Below are 17,574 nucleotides of genomic sequence, written 5' to 3' on the forward strand. Positions count from 1 at the left end.
TGGGCGTGGTGGAAGGTCAATACTTCGTAAAGAGTGCAAGTGTTGGGCTCGGGATGGGATAGGGTGGCGGAGGTTTGAACAGACACCTCGTTCGGTGAGGCGTCTTCACGGACACAGGCCACTGATCCCAACCGTCGAGAGACGCTCCGGATCAGGACACCTCTTCCCGACCTAAGGGTTGAGGCCAAGTGGCTGCGCATGCGAACCCTCCGGGGCCCGCGCTACGCCGTGGAGTGCCAAAGCTCTGACGAGTTGGGGTGTGCCGGGGAGAGACCCGGCGTTCCCCCTGCCGTATGGGCGCATCCGCGCGCCCCGGACGTAGGGAGGCGAGACATGGACTGCAGTAGTCCGGGCCACAAACGGCCCCGTTTCAGCCTGTCCTCGCCTTACTTCGGCATGCGGTAACACTCACTCGCCTTTCACACGCCCCCTGCCGGGCGTCTCCGCGCTGCGCCGTTCCGGTCGCGACGCGGATGGCTGCCGCATGCCCTCTTACCAAGCCCCCCTAGGTGGGGGCGGGGAGGGAACATCGTGACCACCACCATCGAGACCCGCAACGCGGTCCTGGACGACGCGCACATCGGCGACATCAAGGGCGCGCTTGGCACCATCAAGCTGGGCGACCACGGCGAGCGCCGGGGGATGTCCGCCAAGCTCAAGACCCTGCTGGCGATCCTCGGCCCGGGCCTGATCGTCATGGTCGGCGACAACGACGCCGGGGCCTTCGCCACCTACGGCCAGGCCGGACAGGACTACGGGACCCACCTGCTGTGGACGCTGCTGCTGCTCGTCCCGGTCCTCTACCTCAACCAGGAGATGGTGCTGCGCCTCGGCGCGGTCACCGGCGTCGGGCACGCCCGGCTGATCCTGGAGCGCTTCGGGAGGTTCTGGGGCGCGTTCTCGGTGATCGACCTGTTCCTGTTGAACGCGCTGACCCTGGTCACCGAGTTCATCGGGATCACCCTGGCCTCGGGTTACCTCGGGCTGCCGAAGGTCGCCGCCGTGGTGCTGGCCGCCGTGATCATCATCGCCTCCGGCTTCACCGGCTCCTTCCGCCGCTTCGAGCGGATCGCGATCGCGCTCTGCGCGGGCTCGCTGCTGCTGGTGCCGATCTACTTCCTGGTCCACCCGAAGGCCTCGCAGATGGCCCACGACTTCGTGGTCCCGGCGATCCCCGGCGGCAGCAGCCAGCTCTCCACCGTGATGCTGCTGATCATCGGCATCGTGGGCACCACCGTGGCGCCCTGGCAGCTGTTCTTCCAGCAGTCGTACGTGATCGACAAGCGGATCACCCCGCGCTTCATGAAGTACGAGAAGGCCGACCTGTGGCTCGGCATCGTGATCGTGGTCATCGGTGCGGCGGCGGTCATGGGCATCTCCACCGCCGCCTTCAGCGGGACCAGGGACTTCGGCCACTTCACCGACGCCGCCGGGCTCGCCCACGGCATCGCCGCCCACTCGGGCAAGCTCGCCGGGGTGCTGTTCGCGATCGCGCTGCTGGACGCCTCGATCATCGGCGCCTTCGCCGTCTCGCTCTCCACCGCGTACGCCATCGGCGACGTCTTCGGCATCAAGCACTCGCTGCACCGGGGCGTCGGCGGCGCCAAGGGCTTCTACGCCGTCTATGCCGGACTGGTCGGCGCCGCCGCCGCGATCGTGCTGGTCCCCGGCTCGCCGCTGGGCCTGCTCACCGAGGGCGTACAGACCCTGGCCGGGGTGCTGTTGCCGTCCGCCACGGTCTTCCTGCTGCTGCTCTGCAACGACAAGCAGGTCCTCGGCCCGTGGGTGAACGGCCCCAGGACCAACGCCTTCACCGCCGCCGTGGTCGGGGTGCTGGTCAGCCTGTCGATCATCCTGACCGCCTCGGTGCTGTTCCCGGACATCACCGCCGGCGCGATCCTGGACATCATGTCCGGCTGCGGTGTCGCCGGGGTGCTCGCCGCCGGGTACGCCTTCACCCGCCGCCGCACCGCCACCAAGGAAGACCCCATCGACCGTACCGGCCGCGACGAGTGGCGGATGCCGCCGCTGGAGACCCTCACCCGCCCGGTGATGGCCACCGGCCGCCGGATCGGCATGAGCGCCCTGCGCGGGTACCTCTTCGTCGCCATGGTCCTGGTCATCATCAAGCTCGTCCAGGTCGCCCTCGGCCAGTAGCTGAGTAACCGAGTAACCGAGTAACCGAGTAACCGAGTAACCGAGCAGCCGAGCGGTCCAGTGGCCGGGTGGCCACGCAGCCCGCCCAGCACCGGTACGGGCGACACTCCCCAGCGGCGTGTCGCCCGTACCGGTGCGCGACTTTCCCGTGAGAAGGTGCCGCCGTGCACACCCTGAGCACCATCGACTTCCTGCTCCGCCTGGTCACCGGCGTCGGCTGCGGGGCGCTGATCGGCATCGAGCGCCAGTGGCGCGCCCGGATGGCCGGACTGCGGACCAACGCCCTGGTCGCCGCCGGAGCCACGCTCTTCGTCCTCTACAGCGAGGCGGTCGGGGACGTCAGCAGTCCCACCCGGGTCGCGTCCTACGTGGTCTCCGGGATCGGCTTCCTCGGCGGCGGCGTCATCCTGCGCGACGGCGCCTCGGTCCGTGGCCTCAACACCGCCGCCACCCTGTGGTGTTCGGCGGCGGCGGGGGTGATGGCCGCCTCCGGGCACCTGGCCTTCGCACTGATCGGCACCGGCGCGGTGCTCGCCATCCACCTGGTGCTGCGCCCGGCCGGACGGCTGATCGACCGGGTCCCGCAGGACGACCCCGACACCGAGGGCATCCACGCCAGCATCCACCTGGTCTGCGAGCGTCGTTCGGAGACCCACGTCCGCGCGCTGCTGTTGCAGTCCCTCGGTGGGACCGGGCTCACCCCGACCGGGCTGCGGGCCCGCCGCGAGCCCGACGACACCACCAGCCTCCGGGCCGCCGTCGCCGTCAGCGGCGACCCGGCCCACGCCCTGGAGCAGCTGATCGCCCGGCTGTCCCTGGAGCCCGGCATCCGCGACCTGCACTGGCACCTGACCGGCGGCCCGGGGGAGGGCGAGGCCGAGGCCGTGGCCTGACCGGCTGCCCTCCGCAGTGGTTCAGGAGTGGTGCGGCAGGCCGGAGACGGTGTGGTCGGCGTGCGCCAGCGCCTCGCTGAGCAGCCGCTGCACATGGCCGCCGGTCAGCCGGTAGATCCGGGCCCGGCCCTCCGCGCGCTGGTCGACCAGGCCGGTCATCCGCATCTTGGCCAGGTGCTGGCTGGCGGCCGTCGGCGAGCAGTCCGCCGCCCGGGCCAGCGCGCTGACGCCCAACTCGCCGTCGCGCAGCGCCCACAGCAGCCGCAGCCGGGTGGGCTCGGCCAGCATCGACAGGGCGGCCACCGCCACGGTGACCTGGGCGTCGCTCAGTTGACCGCCGTGGGGGGCGGCCTGGGCCGGGGTGTCGGTTCGGTCCTGCGTCATTACCTCAGTCTTTCACCTGCGTATATGGCGCAACAAGCAGTGTCACGCATTAACCTTCTCATCTTCACTGATGCGCATACAACATGGTATGACTGAAGCATGGCAACCATTCCCGCTTTGCTGGCGGCTGCGGCCGGGGTCGGCTTCGGGCACGCGGTACTGCCCGACCACTGGGTCCCGCTCGGCATCGTCTCCCGCACCCAGCGCTACCCGATCCGGCGTACCGCCCGGCTGGCCACGCTGGCCGGGACCACCCACGTCGCCCTGTCGCTGCTCCTCGGAGCGGTGGTGATCGGCGTCGGGCTACAGTTCCGCTCCAGCGTGGAGCGCCACGAGGACGTCGTCGTCGGTGGCGTGCTGCTGGCGACCGGGGCGGTCTTCCTCGCCCTGGAACTCCTCGGCAAGGGGCACGGCCACGCCCACGACGCCCAGGGCAACCACCTCCATGGCGGCCACGAGCGCGGGGATCACGGGCGCGGGGATCACGGGCACTCGGCGCACGGTGGCGACGGCCACGGCCACGGTCACGGGCACGGTCACGGTCACGGGCACAGCCACGAGCACGGCCCCAGCCATGAGCACGGCCACGGCGAGTCGGAGCACGTGCACGGCGGCCTGGCGGTCGCGAGCCGTTCGGGGGCGGCTGTCCCCGACGCGCGGACGCCCGACGCGCGGACGCCCGACGCGCGGACGGCTGCGCGCTCGCGGGTCTCGCGGCTGGCGGCGTTCGCGGTGCCGTTCGGGGCTGCCGCCTCGCCCGACCTGACCGTGCTGCCGGTGTTCCTGGCCGCCTCCGCCACCGGCCTGGCCGCCGCACTGGGCACCCTGCTGGTGTTCTCGCTGGTCACCCTCGGCACCATCGTGGGCCTGACACTGCTGGCCGCGCTGGGCGGCTACCGGCTCCAGGGCGCCTGGATCGACCGGAGCGCGAACCTGCTGACCGCCCTGATGCTGGTCGGCGTCGGCGCGCTGGTCGCCACCGGCCTGGTCTGACCCGGGCTCGGGGCAACTCCCGCCAGGCCCGCGTCAGTCGACCGGCGGCTGGTCGCGGTCGGCGAACAGGAACCGTACCAAGTGCTCCAACTGGGTCCGCTCGTGCTCGTCGCTGCCGCGCCGGTACCGCTGGGGGTCGGCCTCCACCCAGGCTCGGACCAGGCGGACGCCCTCCGGGTCGCCTTCGACGATCGCCTCGAAGATGCAGTTGCCGGTCCAACTACGGTGCAGACAGAGCCGGTTGCCCTCCATGTAGGCGTACCACCGGGAGTCCTGGCCGATGCCGGAGTGCCCCTGCCGCATCTGCTGCCACTGCCCGGGTGTCCATACCGTCGAGGGGGCCGGGATCGGCTCCGGACGCTGGAGCGGCCGGGGCGAGGGAAAGTCCTGGCGGCGCAGGTCGGAGCCGAGCCGGTCGGCCTCGACCCACGGCGGGAGGGCCTCGGCGGCTGCCGTCCACGGCGCGGGGATGCCGTCGACGCCGACCCTGGCGCCGACGATGCCGCCGACGATCGCGCAGGTGGTGTCGACGTCCCCGCCCGCCGAGGCGGTGGCCCAGAGCGCGCCCTGATAGTCGTCCAGGTACGTGGCCGCGCACCACAGGGTGAAGGGCACCGTGTCCATGGCGCTGACCTGGCTGCCGTTGCCCAGCCGGTGTGCGGCCAGCTCCACCTGCGGCTGGTCGAGCAGCTCCAGCGCCAGGGCCACCCCGTCGCGGACCCGCCCCGGCGGGGTCAGTTCCACTACTGGGCGCAGCAGTTCGTGCCGGGTCAGCTGCCGGCCACGGCTGCGGGCGGCGCAGGCGGCGGCGAGGGCGACCGCGACCGCGCCGGCCACCGCCTCCGGGTGGGTGTGCGTCACCTCGGCCGAGCGCGCGGCCTGCCAGGCCGCCTCCTCCAGGTCCACCGCGAACCAGGCGCCGAGCGGGGCGACGCGCATCGCCGCGCCGTTGCCCCAGGACCCCTGCCCGTCGAACAGCTCGCGAGCCAGTCCGCCCGGGTGCTGCTGCTCGCGGGTCAGCCGCAGCAGCCGGTTCATCGCCGGGCCGTAGCCCCGGTCGAAGTCGTGCCGCCGGGCGAAGGAGCGGAGCAGCTCCTCCGCGTCCACGCTGCCGTGGCGGCGGAGCACGGCGAAGACCGAGCAGGCCATCTCGGTGTCGTCGGTCCACGGCCAGGGCGCGGGCGGCAGTCGGCGCCCGCGCAGGGCGGGCAGGTTCTCGGGGACGAAGAACTGCGCGCCGAAGGCGTCGCCGACGGCGAGGCCGCGCAGCGAGTCACGGGCGGCGGCGCGGTGGTTGAAGGGGTAGGGGGCAGCGGTGGTCGCGGAGTGGTCGGTGGTCATCACCCCGCATCCTGCCAACGCGCTGGTCCTGGAGCCAGTAGGTTTCCCGGTCGGGCGCGTTGCGCGGCGCGTCCGACGCGTGCCGTCCGGGGTGTCCGACGGATCGTCAGCGGCTTTCCAGGGCGCGGGCGAGGGCGATCAGGTCGGCGGCTCGGCGCGGGTGCGGACTGAAGCCGGGGAGCGGGGTGTGGACCAGCTCGGTCCAGCGGGTGGGTATCGCGGGCAGGCCGTGGACGGCCCCGGCCAGGCCGCCGGTGACGGCGCCGACCGTGTCGGTGTCGCCGCCGAGGTCGACGGCGGCGCGCAGTGCCTCCTCGAAGGTGCTGGTGGTGCGCAGCGCCCAGAGCGCGGTGCCGAGGGTCGGCCAGACCGCGCCGTTGGACTCGGTCGCCAGCCGTGGATGCCAGTCGGACCGCAGCACCCTCTCCCAGCGGGCGCGTTCCGGTTCGTCGACGAGGGCGATGACGGCGGGCAGCGCGGCCTGGACGTCCCGGCCGTCGAGCGCGGTTATGAGGAGTTCCTGGTAGATCGCGCAGCCCCAGCCGGTGGCCGGGTCCGCGTGGGTGAGTGCGGAGATGCAGCGGGCGGCCTCGACCCGGGTGGCCTGGTCCCGGCGGGCGTAGCGCAGCGCGGCGGGCACGGCGCGCATCAGCGAGCCGTTGCCCGCGGCGTGCATGTTGTGGGCGAAGTACTCCCTGGCCGCCCGGTTCCAGGGCAGGCGGCTGCAGAGCACGGTCTCGGTGAGGATCCCTATGTCCTTGGGGTCGGCGGCGGCCCAGCGTTGGAAGCGGGCGAAGATGTCGGGCAGGTCCAGGCCGTCGGACTCCAGCAGTGACTCGCCGATCAGCAGCCCCATCTGGGTGTCGTCGGTGGCCTCGCCGGGATCCCAACCGCCGCCGCCGCACAGCTCGTTGCCGTCCGCGCCGCCCGACCGCGGGAAGCGCTTGGAGAACATGCCGCCCAGTCCGAACTCGAACGGGGCGCCCAGGGCGTCGCCCACCGCCCAGCCGACGATCGCGCCCGCCGAGCGGTCCGCCCGCGCCGGGGCGTTCATGCCGCGCGCCGGTCGGGTTTCGTCCGGACCCGCGTGCCGGTGGTACTGCTCATGCCTGCCCCCTTCGTCCTGCCCGCTTCAGCGGACGTGTCGTCCGGCTTCGGACTGTAGCGGGCGGCACTGACAACTCCCGGTCCCGCAGCGGTGGCGGCGGTCGGGTGAACCGGCGCGCGGCAGCGGGTAGCACTACCGCAGGACGGCACGGCGCGCGCGACGGAGAGAGGCGGACTAATGTCGGCGGACGGGTCGGCGGGAGCGGACGACGGTGGCGGCGCGGAGGACCGGCGCGAGCTGGCCCGGTCGCAACTGGCGCTGTACATCGAGACCTTGCGGGTGACCATGCCCCGGCCGCAGTACGCGCTGCTGATGGAGCTGATCCGGATGTACGTGGAGGCCGGTGGCGGCCGGGTCGAGATCACGATGGACGGCGAGGAGCGCGAGCTGTTCACCCGGGAGGTGCAGAAGGAACTGCTGACCCTGCTCGGGCTGCTCGGCGCGCTGGAGCCCGGGCACGAGGACCGGGGGGACCTGGTGGTGGCCGAACTCGGCGACGGGGAGCACGTCAAGGGGGCGATGTCGCTGGTCCCGGTCGCGAAGGCGGAGAATCCGGAGGAGCTGCTGCGGATGCGCGAGCAGCTCGACACGGCAGCCGGTCAGCGGCGGGCGGACACCGCCGAGGTGGAGGCCATCGCCCGCGCCAGCGGAATGCTCCCCGCGGCACGGGAACCCGAACCGGAACCCGAACCGGAACCCGACCCCGAACCGGACGGCGGCGCTGACGGCGGCGGCCAGGCGTAGGCGTAGCCGGGGGGCGGCTACAGCGGGGGGCGGCCCGGGCAGCCGGCCGACTCGTCCAGCGGCAGGCACTCCTCGGCCCAGCGGCCGAGCTCGACCAGGGCCGGTCGCAGCCCCGCGCCGATCGCGGTCAGCCGGTAGCTGACCCGCAGCGGCGGGCCCGGGTCGACCTCGCGCAGCACCAGGCCCGCGGCGGTCAGCTCGGTGAGCCGGTCCGACAGGACCCGCTCGCTGATGCCCGGGACCGCGCCGCGGAACTCCGCGAAGTGGACCGGGCCGCCCATCAGCGCGGCGACGATCAGGCCGGTCCAGCGCTTGCCGAGCAGCTTGAAGACGCGCTCCACGGAGCTTCCGGCTCCGGTGCAGATCGCTTCACCGTGCTCGGCTCCCGGCAGTGCCTGTTCCGTGGTCATGGGGACAGTTTACGCGGAGACCGACAGCAGCTGCTAAAAAGTAAGCTAGTGTGGTACTACTAGTTACAACGAAAAAGCGAGTAGCGAAGGAACCTTCCGCCATGGCCGAGAACCGCACGGGTGCCGCCCGTCCCGCCGCGTCGGCCGACCTCAGCGTCGGCCACTGGACCCTGGACGCGGGCGCGTCCACGGTCGGCATCCAGCACAAGTCGATGTGGGGGATGGTCACCATCAAGGCGGCCTTCACCCGCCTCAGCGGCACCGGCGAGACCCTGCCGGACGGCAGCGCCCGCGGCACGCTCAGCATCGACGCCGCCTCGGTGGCGTCCGGCAAGCCCAAGCTCGACGTCCACCTCCGCACCGCCGACTTCTTCGACGTGGAGCAGTTCCCCGAGTTCACCTTCGAGGCCGAGCGGGTCGCCCCGAAGGGCACCGGCACGGCCGAGGTCACCGGGCGGCTGACGGTGCTCGGCCGCACCCGTCCGCTCGGCTTCACCGCCCGTACGTCGGTCGCCGGGCCGGACGAGGTGACCCTGAACGCCGAGGTGGACGTCGACCGCGACACGTTCGGCATGAGCTGGAACAAGGGCGGCATGCTGAAGGGCCTGACCCGGGTAACCGTGTCGCTCCGCTTCGTCCGCGGCTGAGAGCCCGCCCCGGGGCACACCCCAGGAGCAGCGGAGGAGCAAGAAGGAACCGGGCGGGGCCGTGAGGCCCCGCCCGGTCGTGTGCCCTGCCGCCGGACCCGGTGTCCGGTCGCCGGACCCGGTGTCCGGTCAGTCGCGGGTCATGGCTGCGTCACGGGAAGCTGACCAGGTCCGCCACCGTGCTGCCGGAGTTGACCGCCGGTCCGGTCTCGTTGACCACGTGGCTGATCGTCCCGGTGCCGCCGAGTGCGACGGTGACCATGTCGTGCAGCCCGACCCCTGACGTGGCGGGTACCTCGAAGGCATGGTCGGCGACGACCGCCGGGTTGGTGCTGAAGTAGCAGTACACGCCGAGGCCGTAGGCCTGGTGGCTGGTGACGTTGCTGGCGACCTTGTAGGACGCGTAGCCGTCACTGCCGCCGTTCATCCAGGCCGCCTGGTTCGGCGGGTCGTACGGCATCTCGCTCTGGTAGAAGTAGGTACTCCCGCCGTTGCCGTTCCACTGCACCTGGTACTGCTGGTAGTGCTCCACCGCCAGCCCGTACAGGGTGACGTTGGCGCCGTTGACGACCAGGCCGTTGGCTGCCGTGTTGGTGGTCCAGCCGACGGTACCGCTGTTGCCGTGGTCCGCTCTCCAGAGCCACATGTTGTCGCCGATGACGTTGTTGCTGTTGATCTGCAGCGTCTGGGACGCCTTGCCGACCGTCGCGCCGCCGATGCGGAAGTAGACGTCGGACAGCACGGTCGGGTCGCTCGCGTGGTTGGCGCTGGAGCCGCTGGGGCCGACCTGCACCAGCACCGAGGAGTTGGTGGATCCGGCGTCCACGATCAGGCCGGTGATCCGGACGCCGTTGACGTCCGCCACCGAGATCGCGGTGACCCCGTTGTTCGCCACCAGGGTCGCCAGGCCGAGGCCGAGCACCACCGTGTCCGGGTTGGTGATGTTGATGGTGCCGTTGAGCTGGTAGACACCGGGGGTGAAGACCAGGTCCTTGCCCGCCGCCAGCGCCGCGTTGATGGTGGCCGCGGTGTCGGAGGGGGTGGCGATGTAGAAGTCGCTGATCGGCAGCGAGTTGCCGGCCGGGTTGCCGTTCGCCCAGTCGGTGCCGGTCGAGTTCGTCCGGTCGGCCGGCACGAACACGTTGTAGTTGCCGGAGCTGTCGACGTAGAGGTACGGCGCCTCGGCGCTGGTCGGGGTCTGCGCGACCGAGGTGTCGGGCGGGTTCGGGAAGCTGGTCGACGGGGTGCCGGTGTCGCCGACGAAGACCATGTTCCAGTTGGAGCCGGTCCAGCTGCCGACCTGGTCGTTGCGCGACAGCCACTGCTGCTGGCTGCCGGAGTTGACCTGCCCGCTGACCTCGGAGTCACCGAGGAAGCCGCCGCTGGACCAGCCGCCGTTGTCGTCCAGCACGAGGTTGCCCTCGACGTTGACCCGCCGCAGCGGGGACGCCTGCGAGACGGCCCACTCGGTGCTGCCGGAGGACGGGGCCAGGGTCAGGTTCTCGGCGGAGCGCCAGAAGTTCTCGGTCGCGTTGCCGCTGTTCCAGCTGGCGTCGGAGTAGACCCCGCCGCCGCCGATGGTGGTCTGCGTCGGCGACAGGCCGAGACCCGCCACCTGGGTGTAGAAGCCCACCGGCACGCTGACGTTGTAGCTGCCCGGCGCGAACAGCAGCGCGTAGCGCTGGGTGCCGAACTGGTTCGACTGCTGCGTGTTGTAGACGCTGTTGATCTCGTTCTGGATGGTCGTGCTGGACATCGACGGGTTGAACGTCAGCACGTTCGGGCCGAAGTTCGGCGCGGTGCCGGTGCCACCGCCACCGCCGGTGGTACCGGCGGGAAGCGTCCACTGCTGGTTGGCGGCGCCGGTGCAGTCCCAGATCTGCAGCTGGGTGCCGGGAGTGGTGGACCAGCCGGTGTCGTCCAGGCACCGCCCCGACTCGGGGTTGAGCAGGGCGCCGTCGGACTGCGGCACCCAGACCTGGGCGCCGGTGCCGTTGCAGGCGTAGAGGTCGACCGTGGTGCCGTTGGCGGTACCGGCGGCGTCCACGTCCAGGCACGAGCCCAGCGTCTGCAGGGTGTTGCCGGCTGCCACGGTCCACTGCTGGGCGGCGGTGCCGTTGCAGGTGTAGACCTGGACCGGGTTCAGGTTGGCGGTCGAGGCCGAGCGGTCGTCCACGCACAGGCCGCCGTAGCCGGTGATCGGACCGGTGGCGCCGGTGGCGGCGGCGGTCACCGCCGCCGTGGTCTGCGCCTTCACGACGGTGGGGGAGCTGGCGGCCTGCGCGGTCACCGTGCCGGGGGCGGCGATGGTGAGCGCGATCACGGCCAGGGCGATACCGCCGGTGGTTCTCGGCCGCAGGCGGTGCGCTCTCGGTTGCGGGTGCTGCATGGGTGCTGCCTCCTTCAAGGGGGCTGATTCCGAAGTGTTCTGATCAGTCGTCAACTACGGCAGGTTCCACTGCTGGTTGGCGGCGCCGGTGCAGGACCAGATCTGCAGCTGGGTGCCCGGGGTGGTGGACCAGCCGGTGTCGTCAAGGCACTTGCCGGACTGCGGGTTGAGCAGCGCGCCGTCGGACTGCGGCACCCAGACCTGCGAGCCGGTGCCGTTGCAGTCGTAGAGGTCGACCGTGGTGCCGTTGGCGGTACCGGCGGCGTCCACGTCCAGGCACTTGCCCAGCGTCTGCAGGGTGTTGCCGGCTGCCACGGTCCACTGCTGGGCGGCGGTGCCGTTGCAGGTGTAGACCTGGACCGGGTTCAGGTCGGCGGTCGAGGCCGAGCGGTCGTCCACGCACAGGCCGCCGTAGCCGGTGATCTGGCCGGTCGTGGTGGTGCCGCCGCCACCGCCGGTGGTGCCGCCGGTGATCTGGTTGAAGATCCTTGAGTAGGCGTAGCCGAGCGGCTTGTCGTAGCCGTCGACCTCCCAGAAGGACAGCTCCTGAACGCCGTTGGCGGCGGCGAAGCTCTCCAGGGTGGAGGCGTTGGCCTGGGTGAAGTTCTCGTTGTCGTCGTTCTGCCCGGCGATCGGGGTCAGCCCCTCCTTCGCGTACGCGGCGGAGGTGGAGATCCCGTACAGGCTCGCCAACTGCGAGGCGGTGTCGGTCGAGGCGGACTCGGCGTCCGCGAGCGCGTTCTGCCCGTCGCCGAAGTCCATGGTCATCAGGTTGACCACGCTGACGTTGACGCCCTCGCTCTTGGCGTTCTGCAGCACGCCCAACTCCTCGGAGGGCAGCCCGTTCGGGGCCACCGCGAGGGTGTAGTCGACCTGCACGGCCGGGTTCTCGGCCTGGAGCGCCGCCAGCGCCTGGTTGCGCAGGGTGTTCGCGGCGGAGTCGTCCAGCACACCGCCCTCGATGTCGAAGTCGAGCCGGGTGACCCCGTAGGTGTTCACCACGTTCGCGTACGCGGCGGTCAGCGCGGAGACCGAGGTACAGGTCTGCGCCAGCTCCCCGCCGTCGGCGCCGCCGAAGGAGATGATGACGTTGCCGCCGGACGCCTTCAGCGAGTTGATCTGCGAGGTGAAGGCGCCGATGCCGGAGCCGTCGTCCTCCCACTCCGGGGTGCAGCCGGACTGCGGGATCAGGAACGCCAGGGTGTAGTACTTCAGACCCGTCGCGCTCAGGTCCGCGGCCATGTCGCCCGCGTCGCTGCCGGAGATCTGCAGGTAGGGGGCGGCGTAGTGGGCCGGGTAGGCGCTGGACGCGGCCTGGGCGCTGGTGGTGCTGCCGAGCAGCATGCCCATCGCGGCGAGGGGGAGCGCGGCGGCGGTGATGGATCTCTTGGCACGTGGCCAGAGCATGGGTGTCCTCCTGCGGGGACGGTCGGGTGCCCCGCCCCCGCGCCGGTGGTCCGGAGCGGGGGCGGGACGGTGGGGGTACGCGCCGGTGGTCGCGGCGGTGCTGGTTGCCAGTGCTGTGCCGTAACTGCCGGGCTGGGCGCGGACCGCGACGTGGTGGGGCGTCCACGGCCCGCGTTCAAGAGGTTGAACAGCTGGGGGGCTTTGTATGGCCCTTTGTTCAAGGTGTGATTGAACTAGCGAGCCATGGCCGCGTCAAGGGTCTGGACCAATTTCAGGTAAGGATGATGAGTCCCGCTCGGTTGCCAGCGGTTTGCCCTGACTGGCCTGCGGCGAGCGGCCGTTGACCGGTCCGGCGGGAGGAAGCGGAGGTCAGGGCACCAGTTCAGGAACCGAAGCCGGGCGCCGCGGCCGAATTGGGAGCGTGCCCAGCCGGATCGGCGGCCGGTACCGGAAAAATCGGGGCCGTCGCCGCCCGTCCCTCCCCCGTAGCTGGTCAACCGGCCGGACCGGGGACAGCCGGGGCAGGTATAACTGCGATATGAACAGAAAGCCGCCGTCCACCGGGTCGGTCACGCTGGAGGACGTCGCCCGGGTCGCGGGCGTGTCCCGGGCCACGGTCTCCCGGGTCATCAACGGGAACACCACGGTGGACCCGGCCATGCGCGAGCTGGTCGAGCGCGCGGTCGCCGAGACCGACTACGTGCCCAACCGCGCCGCCCGCTCGCTGGTGACCCGCCGTACCGACTCGATCGCGCTGGTGGTCTCCGAGGCCGAGCAGCGCGCCGTCGCCGACCCCTTCCTCGGCCGGATGTTCACCGACCCGTTCTTCGGACGGGTCGTCACCGGCGTGATGGAGGTCATCCGCCCGCGCGGCGTGCAGCTGGTGCTGATGCTGGTCGACGACGCCCCCTCGCGCGCCAACCTGGTCAGCTACCTGCGCCAGGGCCACGTCGACGGGGTGGTGCTGATCTGCGGCCACGTGGCCGACCCGCTGCCGCGGATGCTGGCCGAGGCCAGGGTCCCGGCGGTGCTCTCCGGGCGTCCCGGCCGCCCCACCCCGATCAGCTTCGTCGAGGCGGACCAGCGCGCCGGGGCGGCGCTCGCCGTCGAGCACCTGGTCTCGGTCGGACGGCGGCGCATCGCCACCGTCACCGGGCCGATGGACATGCCCGCCAGCCAGGAGCGGCTGACCGGCTTCCGCGAGGCGCTGGCCGCGCACGGACTGACCGAGGCGGGCCTGGTCGAGGGCGACTTCACCCAGGCCGGGGGAGCGGCGGCGATGCGCCGACTGCTCTCCGAGTCACCGGACTTCGACGCGGTCTTCGTCGCCTCCGACCTGATGGCGCTGGGCGCGCTGCCGGTGCTCGGACGCGAGGGTCGGCGGGTCCCGCAGGACGTCGCGCTCGTCGGCTTCGACGACAGCAGCGCCGCGCTGGCCTGCGACCCGCCGCTGACCACCGTCCGGCAGCCGCTGGAGGAGATGGCCTCGCGGATGGCGCAGCTGCTGCTCCAGCAGATCGGCGAACCGGCCGAGGCGCTCCAGTCGGCCGTGTTCCACCCCACGCTGATGGTCCGGGAGTCGGCCTGACCGGTGAACGCCGGGCCGGTGCTCTGTACTCTTGGCGGGCTCTCCAAGTGATCATCACCGACAGAACTGGGGGACAGGTGTCCCATCACCGCCGCCTCATAGCGACCGCCGCGATGCTGGCAGCCGGCGTCGTCGCGGTGCCGAGTACGGCCGCCGCGGCCGCCCCGTCACCGGTCGGCGCCGCGGCTCGTCCCGTCGCCGCCGGCGCCTCCGCGCTGCCGAAGGCCCTCTCCGCGGGCTTCCGGACGTTCACCAGCCCCGCGAGCGACTCGGAGCGCGGGCAGGGCGTCCCGGTCGGCGCCACGAGCAGCCAGGGCGTCGCCGCCACGCCCGACCCGACCCTGCGGGTCGGCCTCACCGGCACCACCGACTCGGCCTACGGGCTCAACCTGGTCACCTCGGTCACCGGTGCCGCCGGGGTGCCGCTCACCGTCACCGTCGCCTGGGGCGACGGCAGCACCAGCACCGCCACCCTCACCGGATCCGGCAATGTGACCAGTGATCACACGTACCCGCAGGTGGGTGCGTTCAAGGCCACCGTCACCGTCACCGACGGCCGGGGCGACACGGTGACCAACTCGCTGTCGGGCGTCACGGCCGGTTCGGACCTCACCCCCTTCGGCCCGACGCGCCTGCTCGACACCGGGACCGGCCTGGGCGCGCCCAAGGCCAAGGTGGGACCGGACTCGGTGCTGAGGCTGAGGATCGGCGGCAACCACGGGATCCCGACCGGGGTCACCGCCGCAGTCCTCAACGTCACCGTGGCCGACCCCACCAGCAGCGGCCACCTCAGCGCCTACGCGGACGGTACGGCCCTTCCGGCCACTTCGAACATCAACTTCGTCGCGGGGCAGACCGTTCCGAACCAGGTGGTCGTGACGGTCGGTGCCGACGGCTACGTCGACCTGTACAACGCGTCCGGCGGGACGGTGAACCTGATCACCGACATCGCCGGGTACTTCTCGACGACGGCCGCCAGCGGCTACACCCCGATCACGCCCCACCGGCTGCTCGACACCCGCAAGGGCATCCGGGTCGCCCAGGCGCAGGTCCCCGGCCACAGCTCGATCACGGCCCTGATCGCCGGAGCCCACAAGGGGGTGCTGCCCGCCACCGGGGTCACCGCCGTGGCGCTGAACATCACCGCCAGCGGTGCCAAGGGCGCCGGGTTCCTGAGCGTCGTCCCGGACGGCGTCACCTCGATCACCACCTCGAACGTCAACTTCGGTGCGAACCAGACGATCGCCAACGCGGCGATCGCGCCGGTCGGCGCCGACGGCAGGATCCGCGTCTACAACGGCAGCGCCCTGCCCACCGACATCGTGGTGGACGTGGTCGGCTACTACAGCGCCGCGAGCAGGGGCGCGTACGTGCCGCTCCCGCCGACCCGGCTGCTGGACACCGCGGCACCGGCGGTCTCCGCCCTGCCCGGCGGCGACTACCTGCACCTGGCGCTCAACGTGGCCTGGGCGAACGTCACCAGCTGGGTGCTCAACACCACCGTGACCGACACCGCGACCGGCGGCTCGCTGGCGGTCGGCTGGGACCCGAACACGCAGGAGATGTACCTCTTCGGCAGCGCCGGCCGACCGGCGACGCCGCTGTACTCCTCGTTGAACTGGACCAGGGGCGAGACCGTCGCCAACCTCGTCCAGGCGCGGCCGGGCCCCTACGGCCTCGTGGACTTCTGGAACACCGGCACCGGCTCCACCGACCTGCTGGTCGACGCCTTCGGCATGTACGAGAACCGCTGACCCGCTCGCGGACCGGCCGGGGCCCGGGGCAGCGTCCACGCTGCCCCGGGCCCCGGCCGCGGTGACGGGCCGCCCGGACTCAGTCCGCGGTGGCGATCAGCGTCTCCAGCTTGACCTCCGGGTGGCTCCGGACGAAGCCGTTCATCTGCCACTTGTCGGCGAACAGCGCCAGCAGCACCTCGTCCGAACGCCGGGTCAGCACCTCGCCGTTGACCAGCCGCTGGCGGTTGAGCGTGGCCGCGCCCTCCGGGTCGGTGACCCGGGCGATGTTGTACGGCAGGTAGTCCAGCGTGATCGCGGACGAGAACTCGTGCTCCATCCGGTGCAGCACCACGTCGAACTGCATCGGGCCGACCGCCGCCAGCACCGGCGCCTGGTCGCCGCGCCGGTCGGAGACCAGCACCTGCACCACGCCCTCCTCGTCCAGCTGCGAGATGCCCTTGCGGAACTGCTTGGAGCGGCTGATGTCCTTCGGCCGGGCCACCGCGAAGTGCTCCGGCGCGAACGCGGGCAGCGCCGGGAACTCGGCCTTCTTGCCCGCGTACAGGGTGTCGCCGACGCGCAGCGCGGTCGCGTTGATCAGGCCGACCACGTCGCCCGGGTAGGACGTGTCGACCACGGTGCGCTCGGCGCCGAAGACGGTGTGCGCGTACTTGGTCGCGAAGGAGCGCCCGCTGGCCGCGCGGGTGACGTTCATGCCGCGCTCGAACACCCCGGAGCAGACCCGGACGAAGGCGATCCGGTCCCGGTGCGCCGGGTCCATGTTGGCCTGGATCTTGAACACCAGGCCGGTGAAGTCCGAGTCCACCGGACGCGCGCCCCCGGCCGCCAGCGGACGCGGGCCCGGCTCGGGCGCGAGGTCCACCACCGCGTCCAGCAGCAGGCCGACACCGATGTTGGTGAGCGCGGCGCCGAAGAACACCGGGCTGATCTTCCCGGCCCGGAACGCCTCCGGGTCCCAGCCGGGACCGGAGGAGAGCACCAGCTCCAGCTCCTCCAGCGCGGTCTCCCAGAGCGGGCCCTCCTCGGCCGCCGCCTGCTCGGCGGTCAGCCGCTCCTCGACCGCCTTGTGGGTGCCGCCGGGGACGCGGGTGAAGCGCAGCATCTGCTCGGTGTCGCCCGCCCGGACCAGCCCGCGCAGGTTCCCGGCGGCGCCGACCGGCCACACCATCGGCACCGGAGTGATGCCGAGGATGTTCTCGATGTCCTCCAGCAGGTCCAGCGACTCGCGTCCGCGCCGGTCCCACTTGTTGATGAAGGTGATCACTGGGACGCCCCGGTGGCGGCAGACCGAGAACAGCTTGCGGGTCTGCTCCTCCAGGCCCTTGGCCGCGTCCACCAGCATGATCGCGCAGTCGACGGCGGCCAGGACCCGGTAGGTGTCCTCGGAGAAGTCGGCGTGACCGGGGGTGTCCACCAGGTTCATCACATGGTCGCGGTGGCCGAACTGGAGCGCGGCGGAGGTCACCGAGATGCCGCGTTCCTTCTCCAGCTCCATCCAGTCGGAGGTGACGCCGCGCCGACCACCCTTGCCGTGCACCGCGCCGGCCGAGGTGATGGCCTGCGCGTGCAGCGCCAACGCCTCGGTCAGCGTGGACTTACCGGCGTCGGGGTGGCTGATCACGGCGAAGGTGCGACGCCGGTCCGCTTCCTGCAGTACCTGGGTCGCGGTGGCAGGGTGGTCGGAGCTCACGTGAATCCTCGGTCCTGGGCTGATGCGGGCGAACAAATCACCTTAACAGAAACCCAACGCCCAGCC

General features: G+C 71.7%; 13 protein-coding genes, 1 pseudogene and 1 riboswitch. Of the genes and pseudogenes, 7 read left to right on the top strand and 7 right to left on the bottom strand.

All coding sequences use genetic code 11. The features are described 5' to 3' along the window. Positions 1–79: 79 nt before the first annotated feature. Positions 80–264: riboswitch (M-box (ykoK) riboswitch) on the top strand. A gap of 267 nt (positions 265–531) precedes the next feature. Together GXP74_RS09220 and GXP74_RS09225 are read left to right on the top strand one after the other, a co-directional pair. Further along, positions 532–2,157, top strand: coding sequence for an NRAMP family divalent metal transporter (locus tag GXP74_RS09220; protein ID WP_225447808.1), 1,626 nt, complete (start codon positions 532–534; stop codon positions 2,155–2,157). A gap of 164 nt (positions 2,158–2,321) precedes the next feature. Beyond that, a complete protein-coding gene (locus tag GXP74_RS09225; protein ID WP_182450942.1) occupies positions 2,322–3,050 on the top strand; it encodes an MgtC/SapB family protein in 729 nt (242 codons plus the stop codon). A 21-nt stretch (positions 3,051–3,071) separates the two neighbouring features. On the opposite strand, the gene GXP74_RS09230 is transcribed toward GXP74_RS09225, so the two are convergent. Next, positions 3,072–3,434: a metalloregulator ArsR/SmtB family transcription factor gene (locus GXP74_RS09230; RefSeq protein WP_182450944.1), complete on the bottom strand. Its 363-nt coding sequence runs from the start codon at positions 3,432–3,434 to the stop codon at positions 3,072–3,074. A 99-nt stretch (positions 3,435–3,533) separates the two neighbouring features. Here GXP74_RS09230 and GXP74_RS09235 point away from each other — a divergent pair, with 99 nt between their 5' ends. Continuing rightward, positions 3,534–4,427 carry a hypothetical protein gene (locus GXP74_RS09235; protein WP_182450946.1) on the top strand — a complete coding sequence of 298 codons (894 nt, stop codon included), beginning with the start codon at positions 3,534–3,536 and terminating at the stop codon, positions 4,425–4,427. Positions 4,428–4,850: 423 nt separating this feature from the next. On the opposite strand, the pseudogene GXP74_RS09240 reads toward GXP74_RS09235, so the two are convergent. Together GXP74_RS09240 and GXP74_RS09245 are read right to left on the bottom strand one after the other, a co-directional pair. Continuing rightward, positions 4,851–5,768, bottom strand: a pseudogene (locus tag GXP74_RS09240) (ADP-ribosylglycohydrolase family protein); the annotation flags it as partial. Positions 5,769–5,874: 106 nt separating this feature from the next. Further along, a complete protein-coding gene (locus GXP74_RS09245; protein ID WP_182450950.1) occupies positions 5,875–6,822 on the bottom strand; it encodes an ADP-ribosylglycohydrolase family protein in 948 nt (315 codons plus the stop codon). Between the two features lie 231 nt (positions 6,823–7,053). Here GXP74_RS09245 and GXP74_RS09250 point away from each other — a divergent pair, with 231 nt between their 5' ends. Further along, positions 7,054–7,620 carry a hypothetical protein gene (locus tag GXP74_RS09250; RefSeq protein WP_182450952.1) on the top strand — a complete coding sequence of 189 codons (567 nt, stop codon included), beginning with the start codon at positions 7,054–7,056 and terminating at the stop codon, positions 7,618–7,620. A gap of 17 nt (positions 7,621–7,637) precedes the next feature. Here the strand turns inward: GXP74_RS09250 and GXP74_RS09255 are convergent, their stop codons facing one another. Continuing rightward, on the bottom strand, positions 7,638–8,030 hold the full coding sequence (locus GXP74_RS09255) for a helix-turn-helix domain-containing protein (protein ID WP_182450954.1): 393 nt from the start codon (positions 8,028–8,030) through the stop codon (positions 7,638–7,640). Between the two features lie 101 nt (positions 8,031–8,131). Here GXP74_RS09255 and GXP74_RS09260 point away from each other — a divergent pair, with 101 nt between their 5' ends. Beyond that, a complete protein-coding gene (locus tag GXP74_RS09260; RefSeq protein WP_182450956.1) occupies positions 8,132–8,677 on the top strand; it encodes a YceI family protein in 546 nt (181 codons plus the stop codon). A gap of 151 nt (positions 8,678–8,828) precedes the next feature. Here GXP74_RS09260 and GXP74_RS09265 read toward each other — a convergent pair whose 3' ends face one another. Further along, positions 8,829–11,066 (bottom strand): RICIN domain-containing protein, encoded by a 2,238-nt coding sequence (locus GXP74_RS09265; RefSeq protein ID WP_182450958.1) that lies wholly within the window; start codon positions 11,064–11,066, stop codon positions 8,829–8,831. A 54-nt stretch (positions 11,067–11,120) separates the two neighbouring features. Further along, a complete protein-coding gene (locus GXP74_RS09270) occupies positions 11,121–12,473 on the bottom strand; it encodes a ricin-type beta-trefoil lectin domain protein (RefSeq protein ID WP_255528098.1) in 1,353 nt (450 codons plus the stop codon). Between the two features lie 538 nt (positions 12,474–13,011). On the opposite strand from GXP74_RS09270, the gene GXP74_RS09275 reads away from it, so the two are divergent. Beyond that, a complete protein-coding gene (locus GXP74_RS09275; RefSeq protein ID WP_182450960.1) occupies positions 13,012–14,061 on the top strand; it encodes a LacI family DNA-binding transcriptional regulator in 1,050 nt (349 codons plus the stop codon). A gap of 77 nt (positions 14,062–14,138) precedes the next feature. Further along, a complete protein-coding gene (locus GXP74_RS09280; RefSeq protein ID WP_182450962.1) occupies positions 14,139–15,815 on the top strand; it encodes a hypothetical protein in 1,677 nt (558 codons plus the stop codon). A 79-nt stretch (positions 15,816–15,894) separates the two neighbouring features. On the opposite strand, the gene GXP74_RS09285 is transcribed toward GXP74_RS09280, so the two are convergent. Beyond that, positions 15,895–17,508 carry a peptide chain release factor 3 gene (locus tag GXP74_RS09285; protein ID WP_225447809.1) on the bottom strand — a complete coding sequence of 538 codons (1,614 nt, stop codon included), beginning with the start codon at positions 17,506–17,508 and terminating at the stop codon, positions 15,895–15,897. Positions 17,509–17,574 lie beyond the last annotated feature (66 nt).

Origin of the sequence: Streptacidiphilus sp. P02-A3a, assembly GCF_014084105.1 — a bacterium.
Classification (GTDB): Bacteria; Actinomycetota; Actinomycetes; order Streptomycetales; family Streptomycetaceae; genus Streptacidiphilus.